The sequence below is a fragment of the Microbacterium terrae genome, assembly GCF_017831975.1.
Taxonomy (GTDB): Bacteria; Actinomycetota; Actinomycetes; order Actinomycetales; family Microbacteriaceae; genus Microbacterium; species Microbacterium terrae.
This window is the reverse complement of record NZ_JAFDSS010000001.1, coordinates 1,217,202-1,239,374: the sequence shown is the minus strand read 5'-3', so window position 1 is coordinate 1,239,374 and position 22,173 is coordinate 1,217,202. Positions and strand designations below refer to the sequence as shown.

At 70.8% G+C, this 22,173-nt stretch carries 19 protein-coding genes; 8 read left to right on the top strand and 11 right to left on the bottom strand.

The window, feature by feature from the left end; translation table 11 throughout:
* Positions 1-268 precede the first annotated feature (268 nt).
* From nirB to JOD63_RS05680, 4 genes are read left to right on the top strand one after another with little or no spacing between them, the layout of a single operon-like run.
* Positions 269-2,860 (top strand): nitrite reductase large subunit NirB, encoded by a 2,592-nt coding sequence (gene nirB / locus JOD63_RS05695; protein WP_245243877.1) that lies wholly within the window; start codon positions 269-271, stop codon positions 2,858-2,860.
* Complete coding sequence (gene nirD / locus JOD63_RS05690) at positions 2,857-3,252, top strand: nitrite reductase small subunit NirD (protein ID WP_045276240.1); 396 nt, start codon at positions 2,857-2,859, stop codon at positions 3,250-3,252. Before nirB ends, nirD begins: the two co-directional genes overlap by 4 nt.
* Positions 3,249-4,481, top strand: coding sequence for a uroporphyrinogen-III C-methyltransferase (gene cobA / locus JOD63_RS05685; RefSeq protein ID WP_045276241.1), 1,233 nt, complete (start codon positions 3,249-3,251; stop codon positions 4,479-4,481). The genes nirD and cobA overlap by 4 nt, the downstream gene beginning before the upstream one ends.
* A complete protein-coding gene (locus JOD63_RS05680) occupies positions 4,478-5,626 on the top strand; it encodes a uroporphyrinogen-III synthase (RefSeq protein WP_045276242.1) in 1,149 nt (382 codons plus the stop codon). Before cobA ends, JOD63_RS05680 begins: the two co-directional genes overlap by 4 nt.
* A gap of 24 nt (positions 5,627-5,650) precedes the next feature.
* Here the strand turns inward: JOD63_RS05680 and trmD are convergent, their stop codons facing one another.
* Positions 5,651-6,337, bottom strand: a complete 687-nt coding sequence (trmD, locus tag JOD63_RS05675; RefSeq protein ID WP_045276243.1) for a tRNA (guanosine(37)-N1)-methyltransferase TrmD — start codon at positions 6,335-6,337, stop codon at positions 5,651-5,653.
* A gap of 170 nt (positions 6,338-6,507) precedes the next feature.
* On the opposite strand from trmD, the gene JOD63_RS05670 reads away from it, so the two are divergent.
* Positions 6,508-7,935 carry an MFS transporter gene (locus tag JOD63_RS05670; protein ID WP_045276244.1) on the top strand — a complete coding sequence of 476 codons (1,428 nt, stop codon included), beginning with the start codon at positions 6,508-6,510 and terminating at the stop codon, positions 7,933-7,935.
* 128 nt (positions 7,936-8,063) lie between these two features.
* On the opposite strand, the gene JOD63_RS05665 is transcribed toward JOD63_RS05670, so the two are convergent.
* The 4 genes from JOD63_RS05665 to rpsP all read right to left on the bottom strand — a co-directional run bounded on the left by JOD63_RS05665 (position 8,064) and on the right by rpsP (position 13,578).
* Entirely contained in the window at positions 8,064-12,140 is a 4,077-nt protein-coding gene (locus JOD63_RS05665; RefSeq protein WP_045276245.1) for a bifunctional nitrate reductase/sulfite reductase flavoprotein subunit alpha, read from the bottom strand.
* A 98-nt stretch (positions 12,141-12,238) separates the two neighbouring features.
* Positions 12,239-12,919, bottom strand: a complete 681-nt coding sequence (gene rimM / locus JOD63_RS05660) for a ribosome maturation factor RimM (protein WP_084613588.1) — start codon at positions 12,917-12,919, stop codon at positions 12,239-12,241.
* A 1-nt stretch (position 12,920) separates the two neighbouring features.
* Positions 12,921-13,151, bottom strand: a complete 231-nt coding sequence (locus JOD63_RS05655; protein ID WP_045276246.1) for an RNA-binding protein — start codon at positions 13,149-13,151, stop codon at positions 12,921-12,923.
* 4 nt (positions 13,152-13,155) lie between these two features.
* Positions 13,156-13,578, bottom strand: a complete 423-nt coding sequence (rpsP, locus tag JOD63_RS05650; protein ID WP_045276247.1) for a 30S ribosomal protein S16 — start codon at positions 13,576-13,578, stop codon at positions 13,156-13,158.
* Positions 13,579-13,771: 193 nt separating this feature from the next.
* On the opposite strand from rpsP, the gene JOD63_RS05645 reads away from it, so the two are divergent.
* On the top strand, positions 13,772-14,935 hold the full coding sequence (locus JOD63_RS05645) for a glutamate--cysteine ligase (protein ID WP_045276248.1): 1,164 nt from the start codon (positions 13,772-13,774) through the stop codon (positions 14,933-14,935).
* A 22-nt stretch (positions 14,936-14,957) separates the two neighbouring features.
* Here the strand turns inward: JOD63_RS05645 and ffh are convergent, their stop codons facing one another.
* The 4 genes from ffh to JOD63_RS05625 all read right to left on the bottom strand — a co-directional run bounded on the left by ffh (position 14,958) and on the right by JOD63_RS05625 (position 18,913).
* Positions 14,958-16,514, bottom strand: coding sequence for a signal recognition particle protein (gene ffh / locus JOD63_RS05640; protein WP_045276249.1), 1,557 nt, complete (start codon positions 16,512-16,514; stop codon positions 14,958-14,960).
* A gap of 99 nt (positions 16,515-16,613) precedes the next feature.
* Positions 16,614-17,108 (bottom strand): RNA polymerase sigma factor, encoded by a 495-nt coding sequence (locus tag JOD63_RS05635; protein WP_045276331.1) that lies wholly within the window; start codon positions 17,106-17,108, stop codon positions 16,614-16,616.
* Entirely contained in the window at positions 17,105-17,710 is a 606-nt protein-coding gene (locus JOD63_RS05630; RefSeq protein WP_045276250.1) for a hypothetical protein, read from the bottom strand. Before JOD63_RS05630 ends, JOD63_RS05635 begins: the two co-directional genes overlap by 4 nt.
* A 216-nt stretch (positions 17,711-17,926) precedes the next feature.
* Positions 17,927-18,913 (bottom strand): TetR family transcriptional regulator, encoded by a 987-nt coding sequence (locus tag JOD63_RS05625; protein WP_045276251.1) that lies wholly within the window; start codon positions 18,911-18,913, stop codon positions 17,927-17,929.
* Between the two features lie 89 nt (positions 18,914-19,002).
* Between JOD63_RS05625 and lipB the strand changes: the two genes are divergently transcribed.
* Both lipB and lipA read left to right on the top strand, forming a co-directional pair.
* Positions 19,003-19,653, top strand: a complete 651-nt coding sequence (gene lipB / locus JOD63_RS05620; protein WP_045276252.1) for a lipoyl(octanoyl) transferase LipB — start codon at positions 19,003-19,005, stop codon at positions 19,651-19,653.
* Positions 19,650-20,672 carry a lipoyl synthase gene (lipA, locus tag JOD63_RS05615; protein WP_045276253.1) on the top strand — a complete coding sequence of 341 codons (1,023 nt, stop codon included), beginning with the start codon at positions 19,650-19,652 and terminating at the stop codon, positions 20,670-20,672. Before lipB ends, lipA begins: the two co-directional genes overlap by 4 nt.
* 46 nt (positions 20,673-20,718) lie before the next feature.
* Here the strand turns inward: lipA and JOD63_RS05610 are convergent, their stop codons facing one another.
* Together JOD63_RS05610 and ftsY are read right to left on the bottom strand one after the other, a co-directional pair.
* Positions 20,719-21,219, bottom strand: a complete 501-nt coding sequence (locus tag JOD63_RS05610; RefSeq protein WP_045276254.1) for a DUF2004 domain-containing protein — start codon at positions 21,217-21,219, stop codon at positions 20,719-20,721.
* 69 nt (positions 21,220-21,288) lie between these two features.
* Positions 21,289-22,158 carry a signal recognition particle-docking protein FtsY gene (gene ftsY, locus JOD63_RS05605; protein WP_045276255.1) on the bottom strand — a complete coding sequence of 290 codons (870 nt, stop codon included), beginning with the start codon at positions 22,156-22,158 and terminating at the stop codon, positions 21,289-21,291.
* Positions 22,159-22,173: the final 15 nt, after the last annotated feature.

The window sequence follows — 22,173 nt, the reverse complement described above, 5'->3', positions numbered from 1 at the left end:
TCACCGTACCGGCCGCGCGGGCGACGGCATCCGATCTCACATCGCGCCGCGAACCCGTGTGAGAGAAACGTTCGCTCGGAGTAACCGGCGCCGAATCGGGCGGGAACACCGCGCTCCTACCGTGAGGGAAACCGAAGCAGAGCGCCTGGTAGGAGACGTCATGACCGAGGAAACGCCCCGCACGCCCGCGCCGAAGACACGGCGTTCCGTCAAGAGCCCGAAACACGGGACTGACGTCGCGGCAACAACCCCCGCGTACCGTGACGACATGCACACCGCCGCCGCGCCCGGACCCCACGTGGTCGTCGTCGGCGCCGGCATGGTCGCGCACCGGTTCGCGGAGAGCCTCCTCAGCCGCGCCGGCGAGCAGTGGCGCGTGACGATCATCGGCGAGGAGGACCGGCACCCGTACGACCGCGTCGGCCTCACCGGATTCTTCGGAGGCGCCAGCACGGATGACCTCACCCTCGACCGCAGCGTGTTCGACGACGAGCGCCTGCGGTTCGTGCGCGGCGATGCCGTCGCGCGCATCGACCGCGACGCACGCCGCGTCACGACGCGCAGCGGCCTGAGCATCGGCTACGACCGACTGGTCCTCGCGACCGGCTCGTATGCGGCCCGCCTCGCCGTCGAGGGCTTCGGACTGCCGGGCTGCTTCGTGTACCGCACGCTCGACGACGTCGAGAGCCTGCGCGCCTTCGTCACCGCCCGCTCCGCCGAGCTCGGCCGTCCGCTCACCGGCACGGTGATCGGCGGCGGTCTCCTCGGCCTCGAAGCCGCCGGGGCGCTCCAGGGACTCGATGTCCTGTGCACCGTCGTGCAGTCCTCCGACCGCCTGATGTCGGCGCAGCTCGATCTGCCCGCCGGCAACTCCCTGCGCCGCCTCATCGAGTCGCGCGGGATCACCGTGAAGACCGGAACGGTCACGACCCGCCTCGACCCCGACCGCTCCGGACAGGTCGCCGGGCTCGAGTTCCGCGACGGCGCGTACGAGCGCACCGACGTCGTCGTTTTCACCGTCGGCGTGCGCCCGCGCGACGAACTGGCCCGTGCGGCCGACCTCGACGTGCACCCGCGCGGCGGCGTCCTCATCGACGACGGCTGCCAGACCTCCGACCCCCGCATCCTCGCGATCGGCGAGGTCGCGAACTTCGACGGGATGTGCGTCGGCCTCGTCGCCCCCGGCTACGCCATGGCAGAGGTCGCCGCCTCCCGTCTCCTCGGCTCGGAGGCGGGCGACGCCTCGGCATCCTTCCCCGGCTACGACCTGTCGACCAAGCTGAAGCTGTCAGGCGTGGATGTCGCGAGCTTCGGCGACGCCTTCGCCGAGACGCCGGGCGCGCTCGACGTGGTCTACTCCGACCCGGTGGCGGGCGTCTACAAGAAGCTCGTGCTCTCGGACGACGCGAAGACGCTGCTCGGCGGCATCCTCGTCGGCGACGCATCGGCCTACGGCTCGCTCCGTCCCCTCGTCGGCAGCGCCCTGGGCGGCGACCCCGCCGCGTACCTCATGCCCGAGGGAGGCGTCGAGGCGCCGACCGGCGACCTGCCCGACGCCGCCCTCGTCTGCTCGTGCAACAGCGTGACCGCCGGCACCATCCGCGGCGCGGTGCACGACGAGGGCTGCACCGATGTCGCCGCCGTGAAGGCGTGCACCAAGGCCGGCGCCGCCTGCGGGTCGTGCGTGATGATGGTCAAGAAGATCGTCGGCACCGAGCTCGCGAAGGCCGGCGCGACCCTCAGCAACGCGATCTGCGAGCACTTCGACATGTCGCGCCGCCAGCTGTTCGACGCGGTCCGCGTCTCGGGACTCACGACGTTCAGCTCGGTCATCGAGCGGTTCGGCCAGGGCCGGGGCTGCGACATCTGCAAGCCGGCGCTCGCCAGCATCCTCTCGACCCTCGTGCGCGGCCACGTGCTCGACGGCGAGAACGCCACGCTGCAGGACACCAACGACCACGTCATGGCGAACATGCAGAAGGACGGCAGCTACTCCGTCGTCCCGCGCATCCCGGGCGGCGAGATCACCCCCGAGGGCCTGCTCGTGATCGGGCAGGTGGCCCAGGACTTCGGGCTGTACACGAAGATCACCGGCGGCCAGCGCATCGACCTGTTCGGAGCCCGCCTCGAGCAGCTTCCCGAGATCTGGAAGCGCCTCGTCGACGCCGGGATGGAGTCGGGTCACGCGTACGGCAAGTCGCTGCGCACAGTGAAGTCGTGCGTCGGATCCACCTGGTGCCGGTACGGCGTGCAGGACTCCGTCGGCATGGCCGTGCAGCTCGAGCTGCGCTACCGCGGGCTGCGCTCGCCCCACAAGATCAAGCTGGGCGTGTCGGGCTGCGCCCGTGAGTGCGCGGAGGCGCGCGGCAAGGACGTCGGCGTCATCGCGACCGAAGCGGGCTGGAACATGTACGTCGGCGGCAACGGCGGATTCACCCCGCGCCACGCCGTGCTGTTCGCGGAGGGACTGAGCGACGCCGAGCTGCTCCAGGCCATCGACCGGTTCCTGATGTACTACATCTTCACCGCCGACCGGCTGCAGCGGACCGCCCCGTGGTTCGAAGACCTCGAAGGCGGGCTGGAGGCGCTGAAGGCGGTCGTGTTCGACGACAGCCTCGGCATCTGCGCCGACCTCGACGCCGCGATGGCCGCACACGTCGACTCGTACGAGGACGAATGGGCCGCGACGCTGCAGGACCCTGAGAAGCTCCGCCGGTTCGCGTCGTTCGTGAACGCTCCGGACACTCCCGACCCGTCGCTGGCGTATGTCGGCGAACGCGGTCAGGTGCGGCCCGCGACCGAGGAGGAGCGCGCCGGCGGCGTGCTCATCGCCGGAACGACCCTGGAGGTGCGTCGATGACTCTCGTGGACCAGCCCGAGACCGAGACCGTTCGACCCGGTTGGGTGCGCGTGTGCGCGCTCGGCGACCTCGAGGTGGAGCGCGGCCGAGCCGCCCTGCTCGGCGGCACGCAGATCGCGCTCTTCCTGCTGCGCGGCGCGGACGGCGCCGACGGCCGCGTGCATGCGGTGTCGAATTTCGACCCGTACAGCCGGGCGAACGTGATCTCACGGGGCATCGTCGGAACGCGCGGCGACGCGCCCACGGTGGCCTCGCCCATGTACAAGCAGGTCTTCGACCTGCGCACCGGCGTCTGCCTCGACGCACAGGGCAAGGACCCAATCGGCCTGCACGTGTGGCCCGTCGCCGTCGACGGCGACGATGTGCTGGTGCGCTGGGACGTGCCACGATGACGACCATGATCGGCCTCTCGCTGAGCGGCCGCTCCGTGGTGATGGTCGGCGGCGGGGCGGTGACCGCACGGCGGCTCGAGCGGTTCCTCGCCGACGGGGCGCGTGTGCGCGTCGTCGCGCCCGAGGTCGGCGGCGACGTCGCTCGGCTCATCGCCGAGCACCGGCTCGTCTGGACCCGCCGGCGGTTCCGCGCGGCCGACGTGACGGGCGCGTGGCTCGTGCACACGGCCACGGGCGACCCGCGGACCGACGACGCGGTCTTCGCGGCGTGCGAGCGCCGGCAGACCCCGTGCGTCAACGCGGCCGACGGCGCTCACGGCTCGGCGCGGCTCGCTGCCGAGACCCGCTCCGGAGACGTGGTCGTCGGAGTCGTCTCCGACGCGAGCGTCGACCCGCGCCGCGCCGCGCGCCTGCGCGACGCCATCGGCGCGCTCCTGCGCGACGGCTCCCTCCCGCTGCGTCGCCGTCGGGCGACCGCGGTGGGTCGCGTCGACCTCGTCGGCGGCGGTCCCGGGCCCGCCGACCTCATGACCGTGCGCGGACGCCGTCTCCTCGCGGAGGCCGATGTCGTCGTCGCCGATCGCCTCGGCCCCACGCACGTGCTGGCCGAGCTCGACCCCGAGGTCGAGGTCGTCGACGTGGGCAAGCGGCCCGGACACCACCCTGTGCCGCAGGACGAGATCAACGCGATCATCGTGCGTCACGCGCGGGCCGGCAAGCGCGTCGTGCGTCTCAAGGGCGGCGACCCGTTCGTCTTCGGGCGCGGCGGCGAAGAAGTCGCCGCGTGCCTGGCCGCCGGTGTCGCGGTCGAGGTCGTGCCCGGCCTCACCAGTGTCGTCTCGGTGCCCCAGTCCGCCGGCATCCCCGTCACCCATCGCGGAACCGCGGCGGGTCTGCACGTGGTCAACGGCCAGGGCGAGTTGACCTCGTCGACGCTCGCGGCCCTCGCCGACGACACGGTCACCACCGTCGTGCTCATGGGCGTCGCAGCACTGCCGTCGATCGTCGCTGCGGCACTCGCCGCCGGCGCACCGACGACCCGTCCAGTCGCTATCGTCGAGAGTGGGCACACGCCCGACCAGCGCACGACCCGCACCACGCTCGCCACCGCCGTCTCCGACGCGCGGGGTGCGGGTGTGACCAATCCCGCCGTCGTCGTGATCGGCGACGTCGCCCGTGCCGACCTTCTGCTCCCCGTACCCGAACTGACAGGTGACCGAACCCGGTGACAGCTCCGAACCGCCCCGTCCTGTCAGCCGCACTGGACGGATGCACGATCGTCATCGCCGTCGATCGGCGATCCGGCGAACTCGCCGCTGCGCTCGAGCGCCACGGCGCGACGGTCCGCCACGCACCGGCCTTGACGATCGTGCCGCACATCGACGACGACGCGCTCATCGCCGCGACCCGCGAGCTGATCGCGAATCCGCCGGAGATCGTCGTCGCCACGACCGGTGTGGGGTTCCGCGGCTGGATCGAGGCCGCCGACGAGGCGGGGCTGCTCGACGACCTCCACCACGCGCTCTCGCGCGCGCAGATCGTCGCGCGCGGCCCCAAGGCCCGCGGTGCGATCCAGCAGTCCGGCCTCACCGCCGACTGGGTGGCGGAGTCCGAGACGTCGACCGAGCTCGGCGAGTACCTCCTCGCCGAAGGCGTCGCCGGCCGCCGCGTCGCGGTCCAGCACCACGGCTCGGGCGCGGACGGGCTCGACGAGCTCTTCGCCCAGGCGCACGCCGACGTCGTCAGCCTCACCGTGTATCGCTGGGGGCCGCCGCCCGACCCCGCCGCGGTGAGCCGCTCGGTGATCGCCACTGCCCAGGGCGAGGTCGACGCCGTCATCTTCACCTCGGCTCCCGGCGCGGCGGAGTGGCTCGACGCCGCTGCCCGCGAGGGCGTGCTCCCCGAGATCATCCGCCGCTGCGAGACGCACCGCGTGCTCATGGCGTCGGTCGGTCCGATCACCGCAGCGCCCCTCACCGACGTGGGCATCGAGCCGCTCATCGCCGAGCGGGGGCGCCTCGGCTCCCTGGTGCGTGCCGTCGTCACCCACTTCGGCGGCGGACACGCGGCATCCCTTCCGACCTCCGCCGGGCGGCTCGAACTGCGCAGCACCGGCGCCGTCATCGACGGTCGGCACGTGCCCCTGTCGCGGACCGGCGTAGACATCCTCGCCGCGCTGTTCGCGGCCGGGGGCGCAGTGGTGTCGCGGACGCGGCTGCAGGACGCGCTCCCCCGCTCGGGCGCGAACACTCATGCGGTCGAGATGGCCGTCGCGCGCGTTCGCGAGGCGATCGGCGAGCCCGACCTCATCAAGACGGTCGTCAAGCGCGGCTACCGCCTCAATGTGCTCGATCCCGCCGAGGCCCCCGCCTGATCGCCGCCGCGTCTCGGGCGCCGGTCACCCGGCATCCGGGAGCAGGTCGGGACGCGTGGTGCGGGTGCGCTCGAGGCTCTGCTCGCGTCGCCACGCGGCGATCGCGCCGTGGTTGCCGCTGAGCAGCACCGGCGGCACCTCGTGGCCGCGCCACACGGCCGGCTTGGTGTAGCTGGGGTATTCGAGCAGCCCGTCCTCGTGCGACTCCTCGACGAGGCTGTCGGGGTTGCCGACCACGCCGGGGACCAGTCGAGATACCGCTTCGATCACCGCCATCGCGGCGACCTCGCCGCCGTTGAGGACGTAGTCGCCGAGGCTCACCAGGCGCACCCGTCCGCGCGCCGAGTAGTGGTCGACGACCCGCTGGTCGATCCCCTCGTATCGACCGCACGCGAACACCAGCTGGCTTTCGCCCGCGAGTTCGCGCGCCATGGCCTGCGTGAACCGCTCGCCGGCGGGCGAGGGCACGATGAGCACGGCGTCCTCGCCGAGCACGGCGTCGAGCGCCTCCCCCCAGGGCTCGGGCTTCATCACCATGCCGGCACCGCCGCCGTACGGGGTGTCGTCGACGGTGCGGTGGCGGTCGTGGGTCCACTCCCGCAGATCGTGCACGTGCATCGACAGGATGCCGCGGTCGCGGGCCTTGCCGATGAGAGAGACGTCGAGCACGTCGAAGAATCCAGGGAAGATCGTGACGATGTCGACGCGCATCCTTCGAGTCTAGGCATCCGACCCGTGTTTCCGACGTGTGACGAGACGCTAACCGCCTGCCGCCCCCCGGCGTGACTGAGGTGTGATCGAGAAGTAACCGCGCAGGGGTGAGGGCTGAAACACGAGCTTTCTAGCCTGGGGTCATAATCACCCCCACCTCTGGAGGCGTCATGACCAGCACCGTCACCCCGTCGACGACGGATGACGCGGCATCACCCGCCGCGTCGTCGGTCAGCACCACCACCCTCACCCACCGTTCCGGCCGCTGGATCGACGGCTGGAACCCCGAGGACACCGCGTTCTGGAAGGCCGAGGGGCGCGGCATCGCGCGGCGCAACCTCGGCTGGTCGATCTTCGCCGAGTTCCTCGGCTTCATCATCTGGCAGCTGTGGAGCATCGTGGTCGTGATGCTCCCTGCGGCCGGGTTCACCCTCACGAGCTCGGAGCTGTTCTGGCTCATCTCGGTGCCGAGCCTCGTCGGCGCGACGCTGCGCTTCCCCTACACCTTCATGGTCGCGATCTTCGGCGGCCGCAACTGGACGATCGTCTCGGCCGGTCTGCTGCTCATCCCGGCGACGCTGCTCGGCTTCGTCGTGCAGAACCCCGAGACGCCGTTCGGCGTCCTCCTGCTCGTCGCCGCTCTCGGCGGCTTCGGCGGCGGCAACTTCGCCAGTTCCATGGCGAACATCACCTACTTCTTCCCGCAGAAGGAGAAGGGCTGGGCGCTCGGGCTCAATGCCGCCGGAGGCAACCTCGGCACCTCGGTCGCCCAGTTCGCCGTGCCGATCGCGGTGACCATCGGCGCCGGCGCGGTGACGAACATCTCGCTCGCCGGCTGGATGTGGATCCCCCTCATCCTCGTGGCGATGTGGGGCGCATGGCGCTACATGGACAACCTGTCGTCGGCGAAGGCCGACTTCGCCGGATCGGCCGCGGCGCTGCGCGAACCGCACCTGTGGCTCATGTCGCTGCTGTACATCGGCACGTTCGGCTCGTTCATCGGCTTCGCGAGCGTCTTCCCGAAGCTCATCGCCGACCTGTTCCCCGACTTCAGCACCATCCAGATCGGCCAGACGGCGATCACGCTCGCCTTCCTCGGCGCCCTCGTCGGCTCGCTGGCCCGGCCGTACGGCGGCAAGCTCGCCGACCGTATCGGCGGCGCGCGGATGACCGTCATCGCCTTCGCACTGATGGCTCTCGGGGCGCTGGCGCTCATCTGGACGCTGCCGCTGCAGAACTTCTGGGTGTTCCTGCTCTGCTTCCTCGTGCTGTTCGCAGCCACGGGCGTCGGCAACGGGTCGACCTACCGCATGATCCCGAACATCTTCGCCGCCCGGGCGATCGCGAAGGGCATCGAGCCCGACACCGACGCCGCGAAGAAGCAGCTCCGCAAGTCCGCGGCTGCGCTCGGCATCATCTCCGGCATCGGCGCGTACGGCGGCTTCGTGATCCCGCAGGTGCTGAACGCGTCGCAGCTCGCGACCGGTTCGTACATCGCGGCGTTCTACGGCTTCGTCGCGGCGTACGTCGCGCTCCTCGTCATCACGTTCACCGTGTACGTGATCCCCCGTGCGGCATTCGCCAAGCAGCGCATCTGACCGGCAGACCCACCACGAGAGCGGGGCCGCATCCACATCGGATGCGGCCCCGCTCTCGTGGTGTCCGGCCCCGCTTCCGTCGTGTCCGGCCGCGGGTGATCCGCGCCGGCAGGTGGACGGATGCCGCGTCAGTAGACGTCGCGCACGTAGCGCTTCTGCGCGGTGAGGGTGCGCTTGTACTCCAGCGCATCCTCCTCGCTCATGCCGCCGTGCTGGCGCACGACGGCGGTGAGGGTGTTGTCGACGTCGGTCGCCATGCGGCTGGCATCGCCGCAGACGAAGACGGATGCTCCCTCTTCGAGCCAGCGCCACAGCAGGGCGCCGTGCTCGATCATGCGGTCCTGCACGTACACCTTCTGGCGCTGGTCGCGCGAGAAGGCGACGTCGAGTCGCGTGAGGAAGCCGTCGTCTCGCATCTCGAGCAGCTCGTCGCGGTAGTAGAAGTCGGTGGCCTCGTGCTGCTCGCCGAAGAACAGCCAGTTGCGGCCGGTGTGCCCGTCCGCCCGCCGGTCGTGGAGGAACGCGCGGAAGGGCGCGATGCCGGTGCCGGGGCCGATCATGATCATGCGGGCGTCGGGATCGACCGGCGGACGGAAGTGCGCCGAGCGCTGCAGGTACACCGGCACGCCGGAGGCCGCGGACCCGTCGGCGAGGTACGTCGATCCGACGCCGCCGCGCCCGACACCGTCCTCGGTGTCGAACCGCACGACCGACACCGTCAGCTGCACCTCGTCGGGCGAGTTCTTCGGGCTCGACGAGATCGAGTACTGCCGGGGCTGCAGCCGGCCGAGCACGTCCACCCATTCGGACGCATCGGCGCGCACCGGGAAGCGGCGGAGCAGGTCCATCGCCTGCATGCTCCACAGGTACTGCTCCAGTCGCTGCCTGCTGTCGCGACGCAGCAGCGTCGCCAGGTGCGGGTCGGAGCTGCGCTCACCGAGGAACTCCAGCAGGGCCGGGGTCACCCGGGTGACGTCGAGCTTGCGGCGCGCGGCGTCGCCGAGGAAGCGCTCCTGTCCGTCGAGTTCGATCACCGTGTGCGGCGACAGCCCGGTCAGGCCGAGCCACTCATCGGCGACTGCTGCGGAGTTCGCGACGACCACGCCGAGCGAGTCGCCCGCCTCGTAGGTCGCACCGGTGTGACGCAGGTCGAACCCGAACTGGCGCACCTCTTTGGCCGACCCGGGGGCGCTCAGCAGTCGGTTCGTCACGAGCGGCGCCGTGACCGGGTTCGCGCGGGTGAACAGTCGTCGGGTCGCCGGTGCGGCCGGCACGGCTGCGGCGACACCGCCGAAGGCCGCCACGACCTGCTCGATCCACGTCGCCGCCGGGCCCTCGTACTCGGGTTCGGCGTCCACGCGCGGAAGGAAGGCCGTCGCACCGAGCGCCGCGAGGCGGTCGTGGATCTCGCGGCCGTGGCCGCAGAAGTCGTCGTAGCTCGGGTCGCCGATCGCGAACACCGCGTACTCGAGGTCGTCCAGACGCGGCGCCGTATCGGCTGCGAGCTGCGCCCACAGGTCGGCGGCGTTGTCGGGCGGACCGCCGTCGCCGAAGGTCGAGGTGACGACGAGGAGCCGCCCGATGCCCGTGAGCGCCGCGGCATCGATGTCGAGCATGCTCACCGAGCGCGCTTCGATGCCCCGGGCGATGAGCGTAGCCGCGCATCCGAGTGCGAGCTCCTCGGCGTTGCCCGTCTGCGAGCCCCACAGCACGGTGACGGCGTCGCCGCCGACGGGCGTCTCGGTCGCCGGGGCGGCCTCGATCCGGGCTGCGATGCCCGCGAGCACTCCCCCGAACCAGCCGCGTGCGAGGTCGCCCAGCGGCGCGGCATCCGGCAGCACCGCGACCGCGCCCGGGGCGAGGGGAACTGCATCGAGGGCTTGAACGAAGCCGGCGACGTACGCCGCCTCGGCATCGGTGAGCACCGGCGCGGTGCCGGCGGCCTCCAGCAGTGCACGCACCGCCCCGGCAGCGGTCGGGGCCGCAGGCGCCGGGGCCGACCCCACGCGCCGCAGCGCCACTGCGGCGTGCTTGAACTCGGGCTGCAGCGAGGCCGCGTCTACGGCGTCGCTCGTCACGGCGTTCACCGTCAGGTACTCGCCGTGCTCGTCGTTCCAGTGGAACGGCGCGAACATCGCCCCCGGACGCATCCGTTCGGTGACGACCGCCGGCAGCACCACACGCCCCCGCCGTGACGACACTTCGACGATGTCGCCGTCGGCGATCTCGAGCACCGCGGCATCCGTCGGGTGCACCTCGACGAACGGCTCGGCGTTGAGCTTCATCAGCTTGGCGACCTTGCCCGTCTTCGTCATCGTGTGCCACTGGTGCTGCAGGCGACCGGTGGTGAGCACGAGCGGATAGTCGTCGTCAGGAAGCTCAGCAGGGCCGAGGTGCGGCCGAGCGAAGAACTGCGCACGCCGGCTCGGCGTCGCGAAAGCCAGACGCGGCACGGTGCCGTCGTCTTCGGAGTGGAGCGACTGGCTGACCCCGTCGTTGAGATAGCGGATCGGATGCCGCGTCTCGGCGTCGTCGGGCGGCGCCGGCCACTGCACCGGCCCCTGGCGCAGGCGCTCGTAGTCGACGCCGCGCACGTCCCAACCCGTCTGCGGGTTCCAGAAGCGGCGGATCTCGTCGAACACCTCTGCGGAGCTTCCGAAGGAGAATCCCTCGACGAAGCCCATCGCCTGCGCCACCCGGCAGATCAGCAGCCAGTCGGGCTGGGCGTCGCCGGGGGCCGTCGCCGCCCGCGGGACGAGGGTCATCGTGCGATCGCTGCCGACCATCACGCCCTCGGACTCGACCCACAGGGTCGCGGGGAGCAGGATGTCGGCGTACGCGTTCGTGGCGGTCTCGGTGTAGACGTCCTGCGCGATCACCAGTTCGGCCTGCTCGAGGCCGGCGATCACACTCTTGCGGTTGGCGACCGACGCGACCGGGTTGGTGCAGATGATCCAGGCCGCCTTGATGTCGCCCTCCGCCATCGCCCGGTACATCTCGATCGTGCCGCCGCCCGCCTCGGCACGGATGCTCCCCGGCTCGATGCCCCACACGCCTTCGACGAACGCGCGGTCGGCCGCGCTGAACACGGCGCGCTGTCCGGGAAGGCCCGGGCCCATGTAGCCCATCTCGCGCCCGCCCATGGCGTTGGGCTGCCCGGTGAGCGAGAAGGGGCCGCTGCCCGGCCGGCAGATCGCGCCCGTCGCGAGGTGGAGGTTGCAGATCGCATTGGTGTGCCACGTGCCCTGGGTGGACTGATTGAGACCCATCGTCCAGAGGGTCATCCACTCCCCCGACTCCGCGATCCAGCGCGCGGCCGTGCGGATGTCCTCTTCGGCGAGGCCGGTGGTCTCCGCCACCCGCTCGGGCGTGTAGTCCGCCAGGAAGGCGGGCATCGCGTCCCAGCCCTCGGTGTGCGCGGCGATGAAGTCGGCGTCGATCGCTCCCGCGACCGTCAGCAGGTGGAGGAGGCCGTTGAGGAGCGCCAGGTCGGTGCCGGGCCGGATCTGCAGGAAGAGGTCGGCCCGATCGGCCGACGCGGTGCGGCGCGGGTCGACGACGATGAGCCGTGCGCCCTGCTTGAGCCGGTCGGCCATCCGGAGGAACAGGATCGGGTGGCAGTCGGCGATGTTCGACCCGATCACGAAGAACAGGTGGGTGCGGTCGAAGTCCTCGTACGATCCGGGAGGGCCGTCCGCGCCGAGCGACTGCTTGTAGCCCGTGCCCGCCGAGGCCATGCACAGGCGCGAGTTCGACTCGATGTGCAGGCCCCGGAGGTACCCCTTCACGAGCTTGTTCGACAGGTACTGCGCTTCGATCGACATCTGCCCCGACACGTACAGGGCGATCGCGTCGGGCCCGTGCTCGTCGACGATCGCGCGCAGCCGCGCCCCCGCGACCGCGACTGCCTCGTCGAGCGCGACCGGCTCGGGGGCATCGCCGCGGTCCTGCCGGATGTGGGCCGAGACCATGCGACCCGGAGCCGCCATCAGCTCGACGTGGGTCGCGCCCTTGGTGCACAGACGGCCGGCGTTCGTCGGGTGGATGCGGTCGCCCACGGTCTTCGCCACCGTGAGGGCGCCGTCGCCGTCACGCGTCGACGTCACCGAGATGCCGCAGCCGACGCCGCAGTACGAGCACACCGTGCGAGTCGTCGACGTGGGTGCGTCGGCGCGCGCGGCGGATGACTGCGCGGTGAGGCTCATCCCCCCATGGTCGCCGACCGATGTTCCACGGGCACGCGCGGCGTGTTACCGAACGATCACACCGACCTCACGGTCACCCGGGAGACGGTGTGAGGACGTCAGGATGCGTCGTCGTCCGCGGCGGCCGCATCGGCCGAGTCGCTGTCGCCCTCGGCATCGCTCTCGGGGAGCGGCTCGAACAGGCCCGCGGGCGGGGTGACGACCACGCGTCCGGCCGCGAGGTCGACCTCGGGGACGATGGCCTTGACGAACGGAACGAGGACCTCGTCGTCGGATGCAGCGCCGGCTGCCCGGATGACGAGCAGGTCCTGTGCGGGCAGGTGCTCCACGCGGACGATCCGGCCGATCACGACCTCGTCGCGGACGACGTCGAGACCGACGAGCTGGTGGTCGTACCAGGCATCGGGTTCGGTGCTGACCGCACGCGGGTCCTCGTCGATCCAGAGGATCGCACGGACGAGCTCTTCGGCGGTGTCGCGGTCGTCCACACCCTCGAAGAAGGCGACGGGGTGGCTGTTCATCCAGCGGAACTCGCGCACCGTGAGCGGCTTGCCGTGCCACGGCGACGACTCGGGCACCTGGAGGGTGAACGTCGCGCCGGCCGTGAAACGGCCGTCGGGGTCGTCGGTGTACAGCTCCAGCTTGAGGGCGCCCTTCAGGCCGTGGGCCTTGACGAGGCGCCCCACCCGCAGCTGGGTGCGGCCGGTCGGCGCAGCGCCGACCTTGGTCTTCTCGGATGCGGGCGCGGGTGCGCCGGCATCCTTTCCTGCGTCTGACACCTCAGTCGTCCGCGACGTCGACGCGCACACGGCGTCCGTCGGCGAGGGCGCTGATGAGGGTGCGCAGGGCTTTGGCCGTACGGCCGCCGCGCCCGATCACACGACCCCGGTCATCGGGGTGGACGTGCACCTCGAGCACGTCGCCGCGGGGCGACGTGGAGGAGTCGATACGCACGTCGTCGGGGTGATCGACGATCCCCTTGACGACGTGCTCGAGCGCGGCGGCCAGCAACGGATTACTCTGCGTCGGCCTGGTCGGCGGAAGCCTCGGCCTCAGCGTCGGCTGCCGGAGCGGCCTCGGCCTTCTTCTCAGCCTTGGGCTTGATGACCGACTTCTTGGCGGAGTCGACCTCGAACGCGGCCTTGGGCTCAGCGGTCTTCACGGTCGAGACGGCGTTCGCGTCGCCCTGGAACTTGCCCCAGTCGCCGGTCAGCTTGAGGATGGCGAGCACCTGCTCGGTCGGCTGAGCGCCCACCGACAGCCAGTACTGCGCACGGTCGGTGTCGACCTCGATGAACGAGGGGTTCTCGGTGGGGTGGTACTTGCCGATCTCCTCGATGACACGACCATCGCGCTTGGTGCGCGAGTCGGCGACGACGATGCGGTAGTACGGGGCACGGATCTTGCCGAGCCGCTTGAGACGGATCTTGACAGCCACGATTCTCCTGAATGTGTGGAAAGTGATTGAACCGATCGCCTGGAGAGTGGGGTGCACACCCGGCGGAAGCTCTGAGGGAGGATGCCGGCGCTGGATAGAGGGTCGAGCGCGGCCACCAGCCCTCTATTCTGCCAGATGACCCCGGATGCCGCGAACCGGTGGCCTCCGCGTGTCGGCGTGCCAGACTGTGCGCATGACGGTGCCCTTCGCGACATCAGCCCGAGCGTCCGTCGGCCTGGAGTGGGAGCTGATGCTCGCCGACGGCCAGACCGGCGAACTCGTGCCCCGCGCACCCGAGGTGCTGGAGTCGCTCGAGGAGGCGTCCGCGCTCGAGCGGTACACCGTGACGGGCGAGCTGCTCACCAACACGATCGAGCTGACGAGCGGCATCGGAGACACCGTCGCCGCAGCCGTCGACGACATCGCCGACGCCATCGCGGCGGTCCGCACCTTCGGCGACCCCCGCGGGATCGAGCTGCTGTGCGCGGGAAGCCATCCGTTCGCGCAATGGTACGAGCAGGAGGTGACCGACAAGACGCGGTACCACAAGCTCATCGAGCGCACGCAGTGGTGGGGGCGCAACATGATGATCTGGGGCATCCACGTGCACGTGGGCGTCGAGGACGTCAACAAGGTCTTCCCCATCATCAACGCGCTGTCGGTCTACCTCCCCCACCTGCAGGCGCTGTCGGCGTCGAGCCCGTTCTGGGCCGGTGAGCGCACGGGATACGCCTCGAACCGCGCCCTCGTGTTCCAGCAGCTGCCCACGGCCGGGCTTCCGTGGCCGCTGCAGGACTGGAGCCAGTTCGAGGGATACCTCGCCGACATGGCCGCCACCGGGGTCATGGAGGACGCGACCGAGGTGAGATGGGACATCCGCCCGGCACCGCGGTGGGGCACCATCGAGGTGCGCGCGTGCGACGGCATGTCGACCCTCCCCGAGCTCGCCGCCGTCGCAGCGCTCGTGCAGACGCTCGTCGAGTACTTCTCCCGCCGCATCGACGAGGGCCTGCCGCTGGAGACGATCCAGCCGTGGTTCATCCGCGAGAACAAGTGGCGCGCAGCGCGCTACGGACTCGACGCCCGCGTGATCGTCGATCATGAGGGCACGCAGCGCCCGGTCGCCGAGCATCTCGCCGAGACCCTCGAGCAGGTCGCCGACATCGCGGCCGAGCTCAAGTGCGCCCGCGAGCTCGCCGGGGTCGAGCGCATCCTCGCCCAGGGTGCGAGCTACTCACGCCAGCTCACGGTGGCGGATGCGGCCGACGGCGACCTGCGCGAGGTCGTGATGCACCTCATCCGCGAGTTCCGCCAGGGTCCGTCGCTGCGCGAGCACCTCGCCCTCGCCGACGGCTGAGCCGGCACCGGCAGGAATCGGGTCAGCCGCGGCCGAGCATCTTCTGCAGCTCGGCGAGGTCGGCCTCGGTCGGCGCGCCCTTCGCTCCGCCGAGCCCGAAGCCCGAGCCCGTCGGCGCGCTCGGCGCCGCAGCGGCGATGCCCGCGTTCTCGGCGGCGCGCTTCGCCGGATTGCCCGAGCGCGAGCCCTTCGCCTTGGGCTGCTTGCCGCGCTTGGCCGACGCTCCGGGTCGTGCACCGGGCATCGGACCCATGCCGGGGATGTTCGGCATGCCGCCCTTCGCGACGGTCTTCATCATCTTGGCCGCCTGCTCGAAGCGCTGCACGAGCTGGTTGACGTCGGTGACGGTCATGCCCGAGCCTCGCGCGATGCGGAGGCGGCGCGACCCGTTGAGCAGCTTGGTGTTGCGGCGCTCGGCCGGCGTCATCGAGCGGATGATCGCCTCGGTGCGGTCGATCTCGCGCTCGTCGAAGTCGTCGAGCTGCTGCTTCATCTGGCCCATGCCCGGGAGCATCCCGAGCATCTTCTTCATCGAGCCCATCTTGCGCATCTGCTGCATCTGCTCGAGGAAGTCCTCGAGCGTGAACTGCTCGGTCGCGAGCTTCTCAGCGACCTTGAGCGCCTCTTCCTCGTCGAACGCCTGCTGAGCCTGCTCGATGAGGGTGAGGATGTCGCCGAGGTCGAGGATGCGGCTGGCCATACGGTCGGGGTGGAACGCCTCGAGGTCGTCGAGGCCCTCACCCGTGGACGCGAAGATGATCGGGCGTCCGGTGACACTCGCGACCGAGAGCGCCGCGCCGCCGCGCGAGTCGCCGTCGAGCTTCGAGAGCACGACGCCGGTGAAGTCGACGCCGTCCTGGAACGCCTTCGCGGTGTTGACGGCATCCTGGCCGGTCAGCGAGTCGATGACGAAGAGCACCTCGTCGGGGTCGGTGGCCTTGCGGATGTCGGCGGCCTGCTTCATCAGCTCGGCGTCGACGCCGAGGCGGCCGGCGGTGTCGATGATGACGATGTCGTGCTGCTGGCGGCGAGCGACCTCGACGCCGTCGCGCGCGACCTTCACCGGGTCGCCGACTCCGTTGCCGGGCTCGGGCGCGTATATGGCCGCCCCGGCGCGCTCGGCGACCACCTGGAGCTGGTTGACGGCGTTCGGGCGCTGCAGGTCGCAGGCGACGAGGAGCGGGGTGTGGCCGTCCTTCTCGAGCTGCTTGGCGAGCTTGCCGGCGAACGTGGTCTTTCCGGATCCCTGCAGGCCCGCGAGCATGATCACGGTCGGCGGGTTCTTGGCGAACTGCAGGCGGCGCTGCTCGCCGCCGAGGATGGCGATGAGCTCCTCGTTGACGATCTGCACGACCTGCTGCGCCGGGTTGAGGGCCTTGTTGACCTCGTCGCCGAGGGCACGCTCGCGCACCTTCGCGGTGAAGTCCTTGACCACGACCAGCGCGACGTCGGCGTCCAGCAGAGCGCGCCGGATCTCGCGGACCGTGCCGTCGACGTCCGCGGGCGTGAGCTTGCCCTTGGTGCGGAGGTTGCGGAAGGTCTCGGTGAGCCGGTCGGAGAGTGTGCCGAAAGTCGCCATGATGCCCTGATTCTACGCGAGCGGATGCCCCACCCCGGCCTCCTGTGCGCGCCGCCGCGCGTCACGGCGCGCGCCGGCCGGTTCAGCGTCGGGCGCATCTCACGCCGTGCGCACCCCGAGCGCTGCACGCAGCTGATCCTTCGCACGGGCGTACCGGGTGCGCGCCGTCGAATCGGGGATGCCGAGGAGCTCGGCCGCCTGCACCAGCGACAACCGCTCCCAGTGCACGAGCCGCACCAGCTCCGCCAGGTCGGCGTCGAGGCGGTCCAGGGCGTCGCGCACCTCGGCGCCCTCGTCGGCGGCCGGCGCCGCGGCATCCGTCGTGTGGGAGCGGATGCGGTCGGCCAGCGCCCACCGCCGGCGCTCGCCGCGCGCGTGGTTGAGGAGCGTCTTGCGGGCGATGCCGAACAGCCACATCCGCGCGCGCTCGGGGTCGCCGGGGAGGTCGGATGCCCGCCGCCAGGCGACGACCATCGTCTCGCCGAGGAGGTCGGGGGCATCGTCGACGCCGACGCGGCGCTGGAGGTACGCGAGCAGGTCGGGCGACGCCGCGGTGAGCGCCGCGGTCAGGCGGGCGTCGCCGCGGCCGGTCATCGCCACTGCTCCCCTTCGCAGTGCACCTGACTCGCCCCGGACGCAAGGCCGGCACCGGGGCCGGTGTACCCGTGCTCCGTGAGCTCATCGTGCAGCAGCTCGGCGACCGACAGATCCACCGCGCCCCAGTAGTTCAGATCGGGGCGGCGAGGGTCTGCGAGAGACTCCGGATCCCCGGCCTGCGAGTCCTCGAGCACCGCGAGGTACTTCCCGATGAGGGGCGCCATCTCGCTCTCGATATCAGTCTCGGCGAACCAGGCGTCGACGACCCGATCGATGCCCGCCTGCGCCAGCGGATTCGCCGCCCGCAGCTCGCCCAGGCGAAGCTCGCACGCACCCCACGTCGGCGACGTGTACGTGACGCTCCGCCGGGGGTCGTCCATGCCCGCGCCCCAGAGCCAGTCCGAATCGGCGGTGGCGAGGCCCGCTCCGCCGAGCATCACGATCGCGAGCGAGCCGGCCAGGAGCGCGCCGCGGCGCTTGCGCCCGCGCGGAACCTCCCTGCGAGCATCCGCGATCATCGCGGTGAGTGCTCGGTCGTCGATCGCGCGGGTCGCGGGAGCCGAGCGGTCGAGCAGGTCGTCGAGGCTGTCGGGGGTCATCGTTCCTCCATCGTCGGGGATGCCGTCATCTTCGACGTGTCCGCCTCGATCCGTTTCGTCCGCACCGCCCGAACTCGCGCTCGCCTGTCGAGGGTGACCGGGCGCGGCATCCATTCGCGACAGCTGAGTGAAGGCATGACGAAGCGCGCTCGGCTCGCCCGTCACAAGTGGCAGCCCACGGCATCCATTCGCGACAGGCGAGCAGGTTCCACCGCGCTACGCCGGACCGAGCTCCTGGAAGAGGGTGAGCTGCAGGCCGCCGGGGCCGCGGAGGCGTGCGTTGCGCGAGTTCCACGGCGTCACCCGGGCGGATGCCTCGACCTCGGCGCCGCCGGCGTCGAGCCGGGCGACCGCCGCGTCGGTGTCGGCGACCTCGAGGGCGATGCGGATGCGGTCGCTCGGCGCATCGCCGTCGGTCTCGACCCGATCGATGAAGTCGACCTGCGCCGGATTGGCGATCTCGAGCGTGGCGCGGCCCGCGGCGAGGATGGCGACCCGCGCCCCGCCGTCCGCCTCGTACGCCTCGGCCTGCGGCATCCCGACGACGTCGCGATAGAACGCCAGCGTCTGCTCGAACGCCGCCGCCTGCACCACGACGCGCAGCTGAGCAACCTCGCCGACCGGCACCGGCGACGACACCGGCGCGGCCGCGTCCGCGGCCAGCGCCAGGAATCGTGCGAGCGACGTGCGACCCGCGCCGTCGTGCGCCCACGCGTCGATCGCCGCGAGCACCGCGCCGCCCCAGGCGGCCCCAGCCACGTCGGCGTGGAGGCGGTCGGCTCCGCCGCGGGCGAGACGCTCGGCGACGACGCGCGCGATGCGCGCCCGCCGCAGCGCCGCCTCGCGCTCGAGCTCGTCGACGATGCCCATCGCGGTCGCGCTCACGATGCCGAGGGCGAGGCTGTCGGGGATGAATCCGTCGCCGATCGCCCGCACGGCGGCGAGCACTGCCCGCGCGGCATCCGTGTCTTCGTCTGCGGCGAGCCGCTCTTGGAGCACGCCGATCTGCTCGTCGAGACCTGCCCAGAGGATGTCGGATTTCGATCCGAAGTAATTGAAGAAGCTTGACCGGCTCACCCCCGCTCGCGTGGTGATGTCGACGATCGAGGTCGCCTCGAAGCCCTGCTCGAGGAAGAGCTCGGTCGCCGCCTCGGCGAGGGTCTCGCGCGACGACGCCCGCGGGCGTCCGATTGCCGATGCCATGGCCCCAGCGTAGGGCGCGAGTCGTCGGTGACGTATTGTTGGACGCGATCCAGAAATCTGCAGCGACGTCGCCACAAGCGGAGGAACCGATGCTCGACATCCAGACGGTGGGGCTCGCCCCCGACTACGTCCCCTACCTCGAGGCCTGGGCCCTGCAACGCCAGGTGCATGCCGAGGTCGTGAGCGGAGAGCGGCCCGACACGCTGCTCCTCCTCGAGCACGAGCCCGTCTACACCGCGGGGGCGCGCACAGCGAGGCACGAGCGTCCCACCGACGGAACGCCGGTCGTCGACGTCGACCGCGGCGGCAAGATCACCTGGCACGGGCCCGGACAGCTGGTCGGCTATCCGATCGTGCGGCTGCCCGAGCCCATGGACGTGGTCGCACACGTGCGCCGCCTCGAGCACGTGCTCATCGGCGTGCTGCGCGAGTTCGACGTGGTCGGCTACCGGGTCGAGGGTCGCAGCGGCGTCTGGGTGCATCGACCGCTCGGCGAGGACAAGGTCGCGGCGATCGGCGTGCGCGTGCAGAAGGGTGTGACCATGCACGGCTTCGCCCTCAACTGCGACAACACGCTCGCCGGCTTCCGCGGCATCGTCCCGTGCGGGATCACGGATGCCGGTGTCACGACGGTGAGCGAGATCATCGGCGAAGACATCGCTCCGAGCGACATCCTCGGCGCCGTCTCCCGCGCCTTCCAGGACGAGTACGCCACCGAGCTCTCGGCGGTGAACGCATGAGCGGCTGCGGCACGCCCGCGGCAGCCGGTCCGTCGTCCGCCCCGGACGGACGCAAGCTCCTCCGCCTCGAGGTGCGCAACGCCCAGACGCCGATCGAGCGCAAACCCGAGTGGATCAAGACGAAAGCGAAGATGGGGCCGGAGTATCAGGCCCTGCACGCTCTCGTGAAGACCGAGGAGCTCCATACGGTCTGTCAGGAGGCCGGGTGCCCGAACATCTACGAATGCTGGGAGGACCGCGAGGCGACCTTCCTCATCGGCGGCTCGCAGTGCACCCGGCGCTGCGACTTCTGCCAGATCGACACCGGCAAACCCGCCGACTACGACGTCGACGAGCCCCGGCGCGTTGCCGAGAGCGTCGTGCGGATGAATCTGCGCTACGCGACAGTCACCTGCGTCGCGCGCGACGACCTTCCCGACGGCGGTGCGTGGCTCAACGCCGAGACGATCCGGCAGATCCACGCGCTCAACCCGAACACCGGAGTCGAGCTGCTCGCCACGGACTTCAACGGCGACCCCGCGCTCCTCGGCGAGGTGTTCGATGCCCGGCCCGAGGTGTTCGCCCACAACGTCGAGACGGTGCCCCGCATCTTCAAGCGCATCCGTCCCGCGTTCCGCTACGAGCGGTCCCTCGACGTGCTCACCCAGGCCCGCGCGGCCGGCCTCATCACGAAGTCGAACCTCATCCTCGGCATGGGCGAGGAGCCGGAGGAGGTCGTGCAGGCGCTGCGCGATCTTCATGACGCCGGCACCGACATCGTGACGATCACGCAGTACCTGCGTCCGACGCCGCGGCACCTGCCGGTCGCCCGCTGGGTGAAGCCTCAGGAGTTCGTGGAGTTCAAGGACGAGGCGGAGCGCATCGGATTCCTCGGGGTGCTCGCCGGACCCCTCGTGCGCTCCTCGTATCGAGCCGGACGCCTGTGGGCCCAGTCCATGGTGTCGAAGGGTCGCGAGATCCCCCCGCACCTCGCCCACATCGCAGAAGGCGCCGAACAGGGCTTCGCCCAGGCCGTCTGACCCGGGGGCCCGGCGTGCGCCGGCGTCGGTCGGCCGTGCGCCGGCGTCAGTCGGCCGAGGTGACCGAGAGCACCGAGCCGTCGGTGCCGAGGTTCACCAGCAGCACCTCGTCGGTGGCGTCGGGATCGAGCGCGTACTCGAGCACGGCGAACGGGTCAGCGCCCCCGTGCTCGTCGGCGAGGATCGTCATGCTCATCAGCTGGAGCGAGCGGATGACGTCCATGTGGGTGTCGCCGGAGATGTCGACCAGCAGGTCCTCGATCTCTTCGCCGAGCGCCTCCTGCTGCTGCAGGATGTACTCGGTCACTTCGCTGGTGCGGTCGCTGAGCTCGTTCACCATGGCGTTGCGGGCGCTGAGGTCGAGATCCTCGAGCGCCGAGATGAGCGCTGCCGCGACGTCGAGCGCCGCTTCCGAGACATCGTCCTGATCGGGCGCGGTGAGGTCGACGGTCACCGCCTGGTCACCGAGCTCCACAGTCTCGGACCAGAAGATCGATCCGTCGGGACCTGATTCGAGGAGTCCGAAGTAATCGTGCTCGATCGCCATGGCCCTATGAAACCGCAACCCGCGCGAGGACGGTAGACCTGCGCGGATGTCGCGCGAACCGGACCGACATCAATCGACCAGGGCGGCGGCGAACACGTGCGGCGTGAAGCCCGTGAGGTCGTCGATGCCCTCGCCCTGACCGAGCAGCTTCACCGGGATGCCGGTGCGCTCCTGCACGGCCAACACGAAGCCGCCGCGGGCCGAGCCGTCGAGCTTGGTGATGACAAGGCCGGTGACGGCGGCGTGCTGCAGGAACGCCTCCGCCTGCATCACGCCGTTCTGGCCGGTGGTCGCGTCGAGCACGAGCAGCACCTCGCTGATGGGTGCCTGCTTCTCGATGACGCGCCGGATCTTGGTGAGCTCGTCCATGAGCCCGCCCTTGGTGTGGAGGCGACCGGCGGTGTCGACGAGCACGATCTCGGTGCCGGTCCGCTTGGCGTACTCGATGGTCTGGAAGGCGACGGATGCCGGGTCCTGGCCTTCCTGCTGCGGACGCACGATCTGCGCTCCCCCGCGCTCCGCCCAGGTCGCGAGCTGGTCGACGGCGGCCGCGCGGAACGTGTCGGCCGCGCCGACCACCACCGAGCGGCCGTATCTGCCGAGGAACTTGGCGAACTTGCCGATGGTCGTGGTCTTGCCGACGCCGTTCACCCCCACGACGAGGACCACGGCCGGACGCTCGGTGAGCTTGAGGGTCGTGTCGAACTTCGCGAAGTGCTCCTCGAGAGTCTCCTTAAGCATGCGCTGGAGGTCCTTCGGGTCGGTCGTGCGGTAGCGCTCGACCTTGTCGCGCAGCTCGTCGACGATCCGCTCGGTGACATCCGGCCCGAAGTCGGCGGTCAGCATCGCGGTCTCGAGGTCGTCCCAGGTCGTCTCGTCGATGGTGGGCTTGACGAACATGCCGCGCAGCGCGCTGCCGAGGGACCACTTCTCTGCCATGGGTCCAGCCTACGG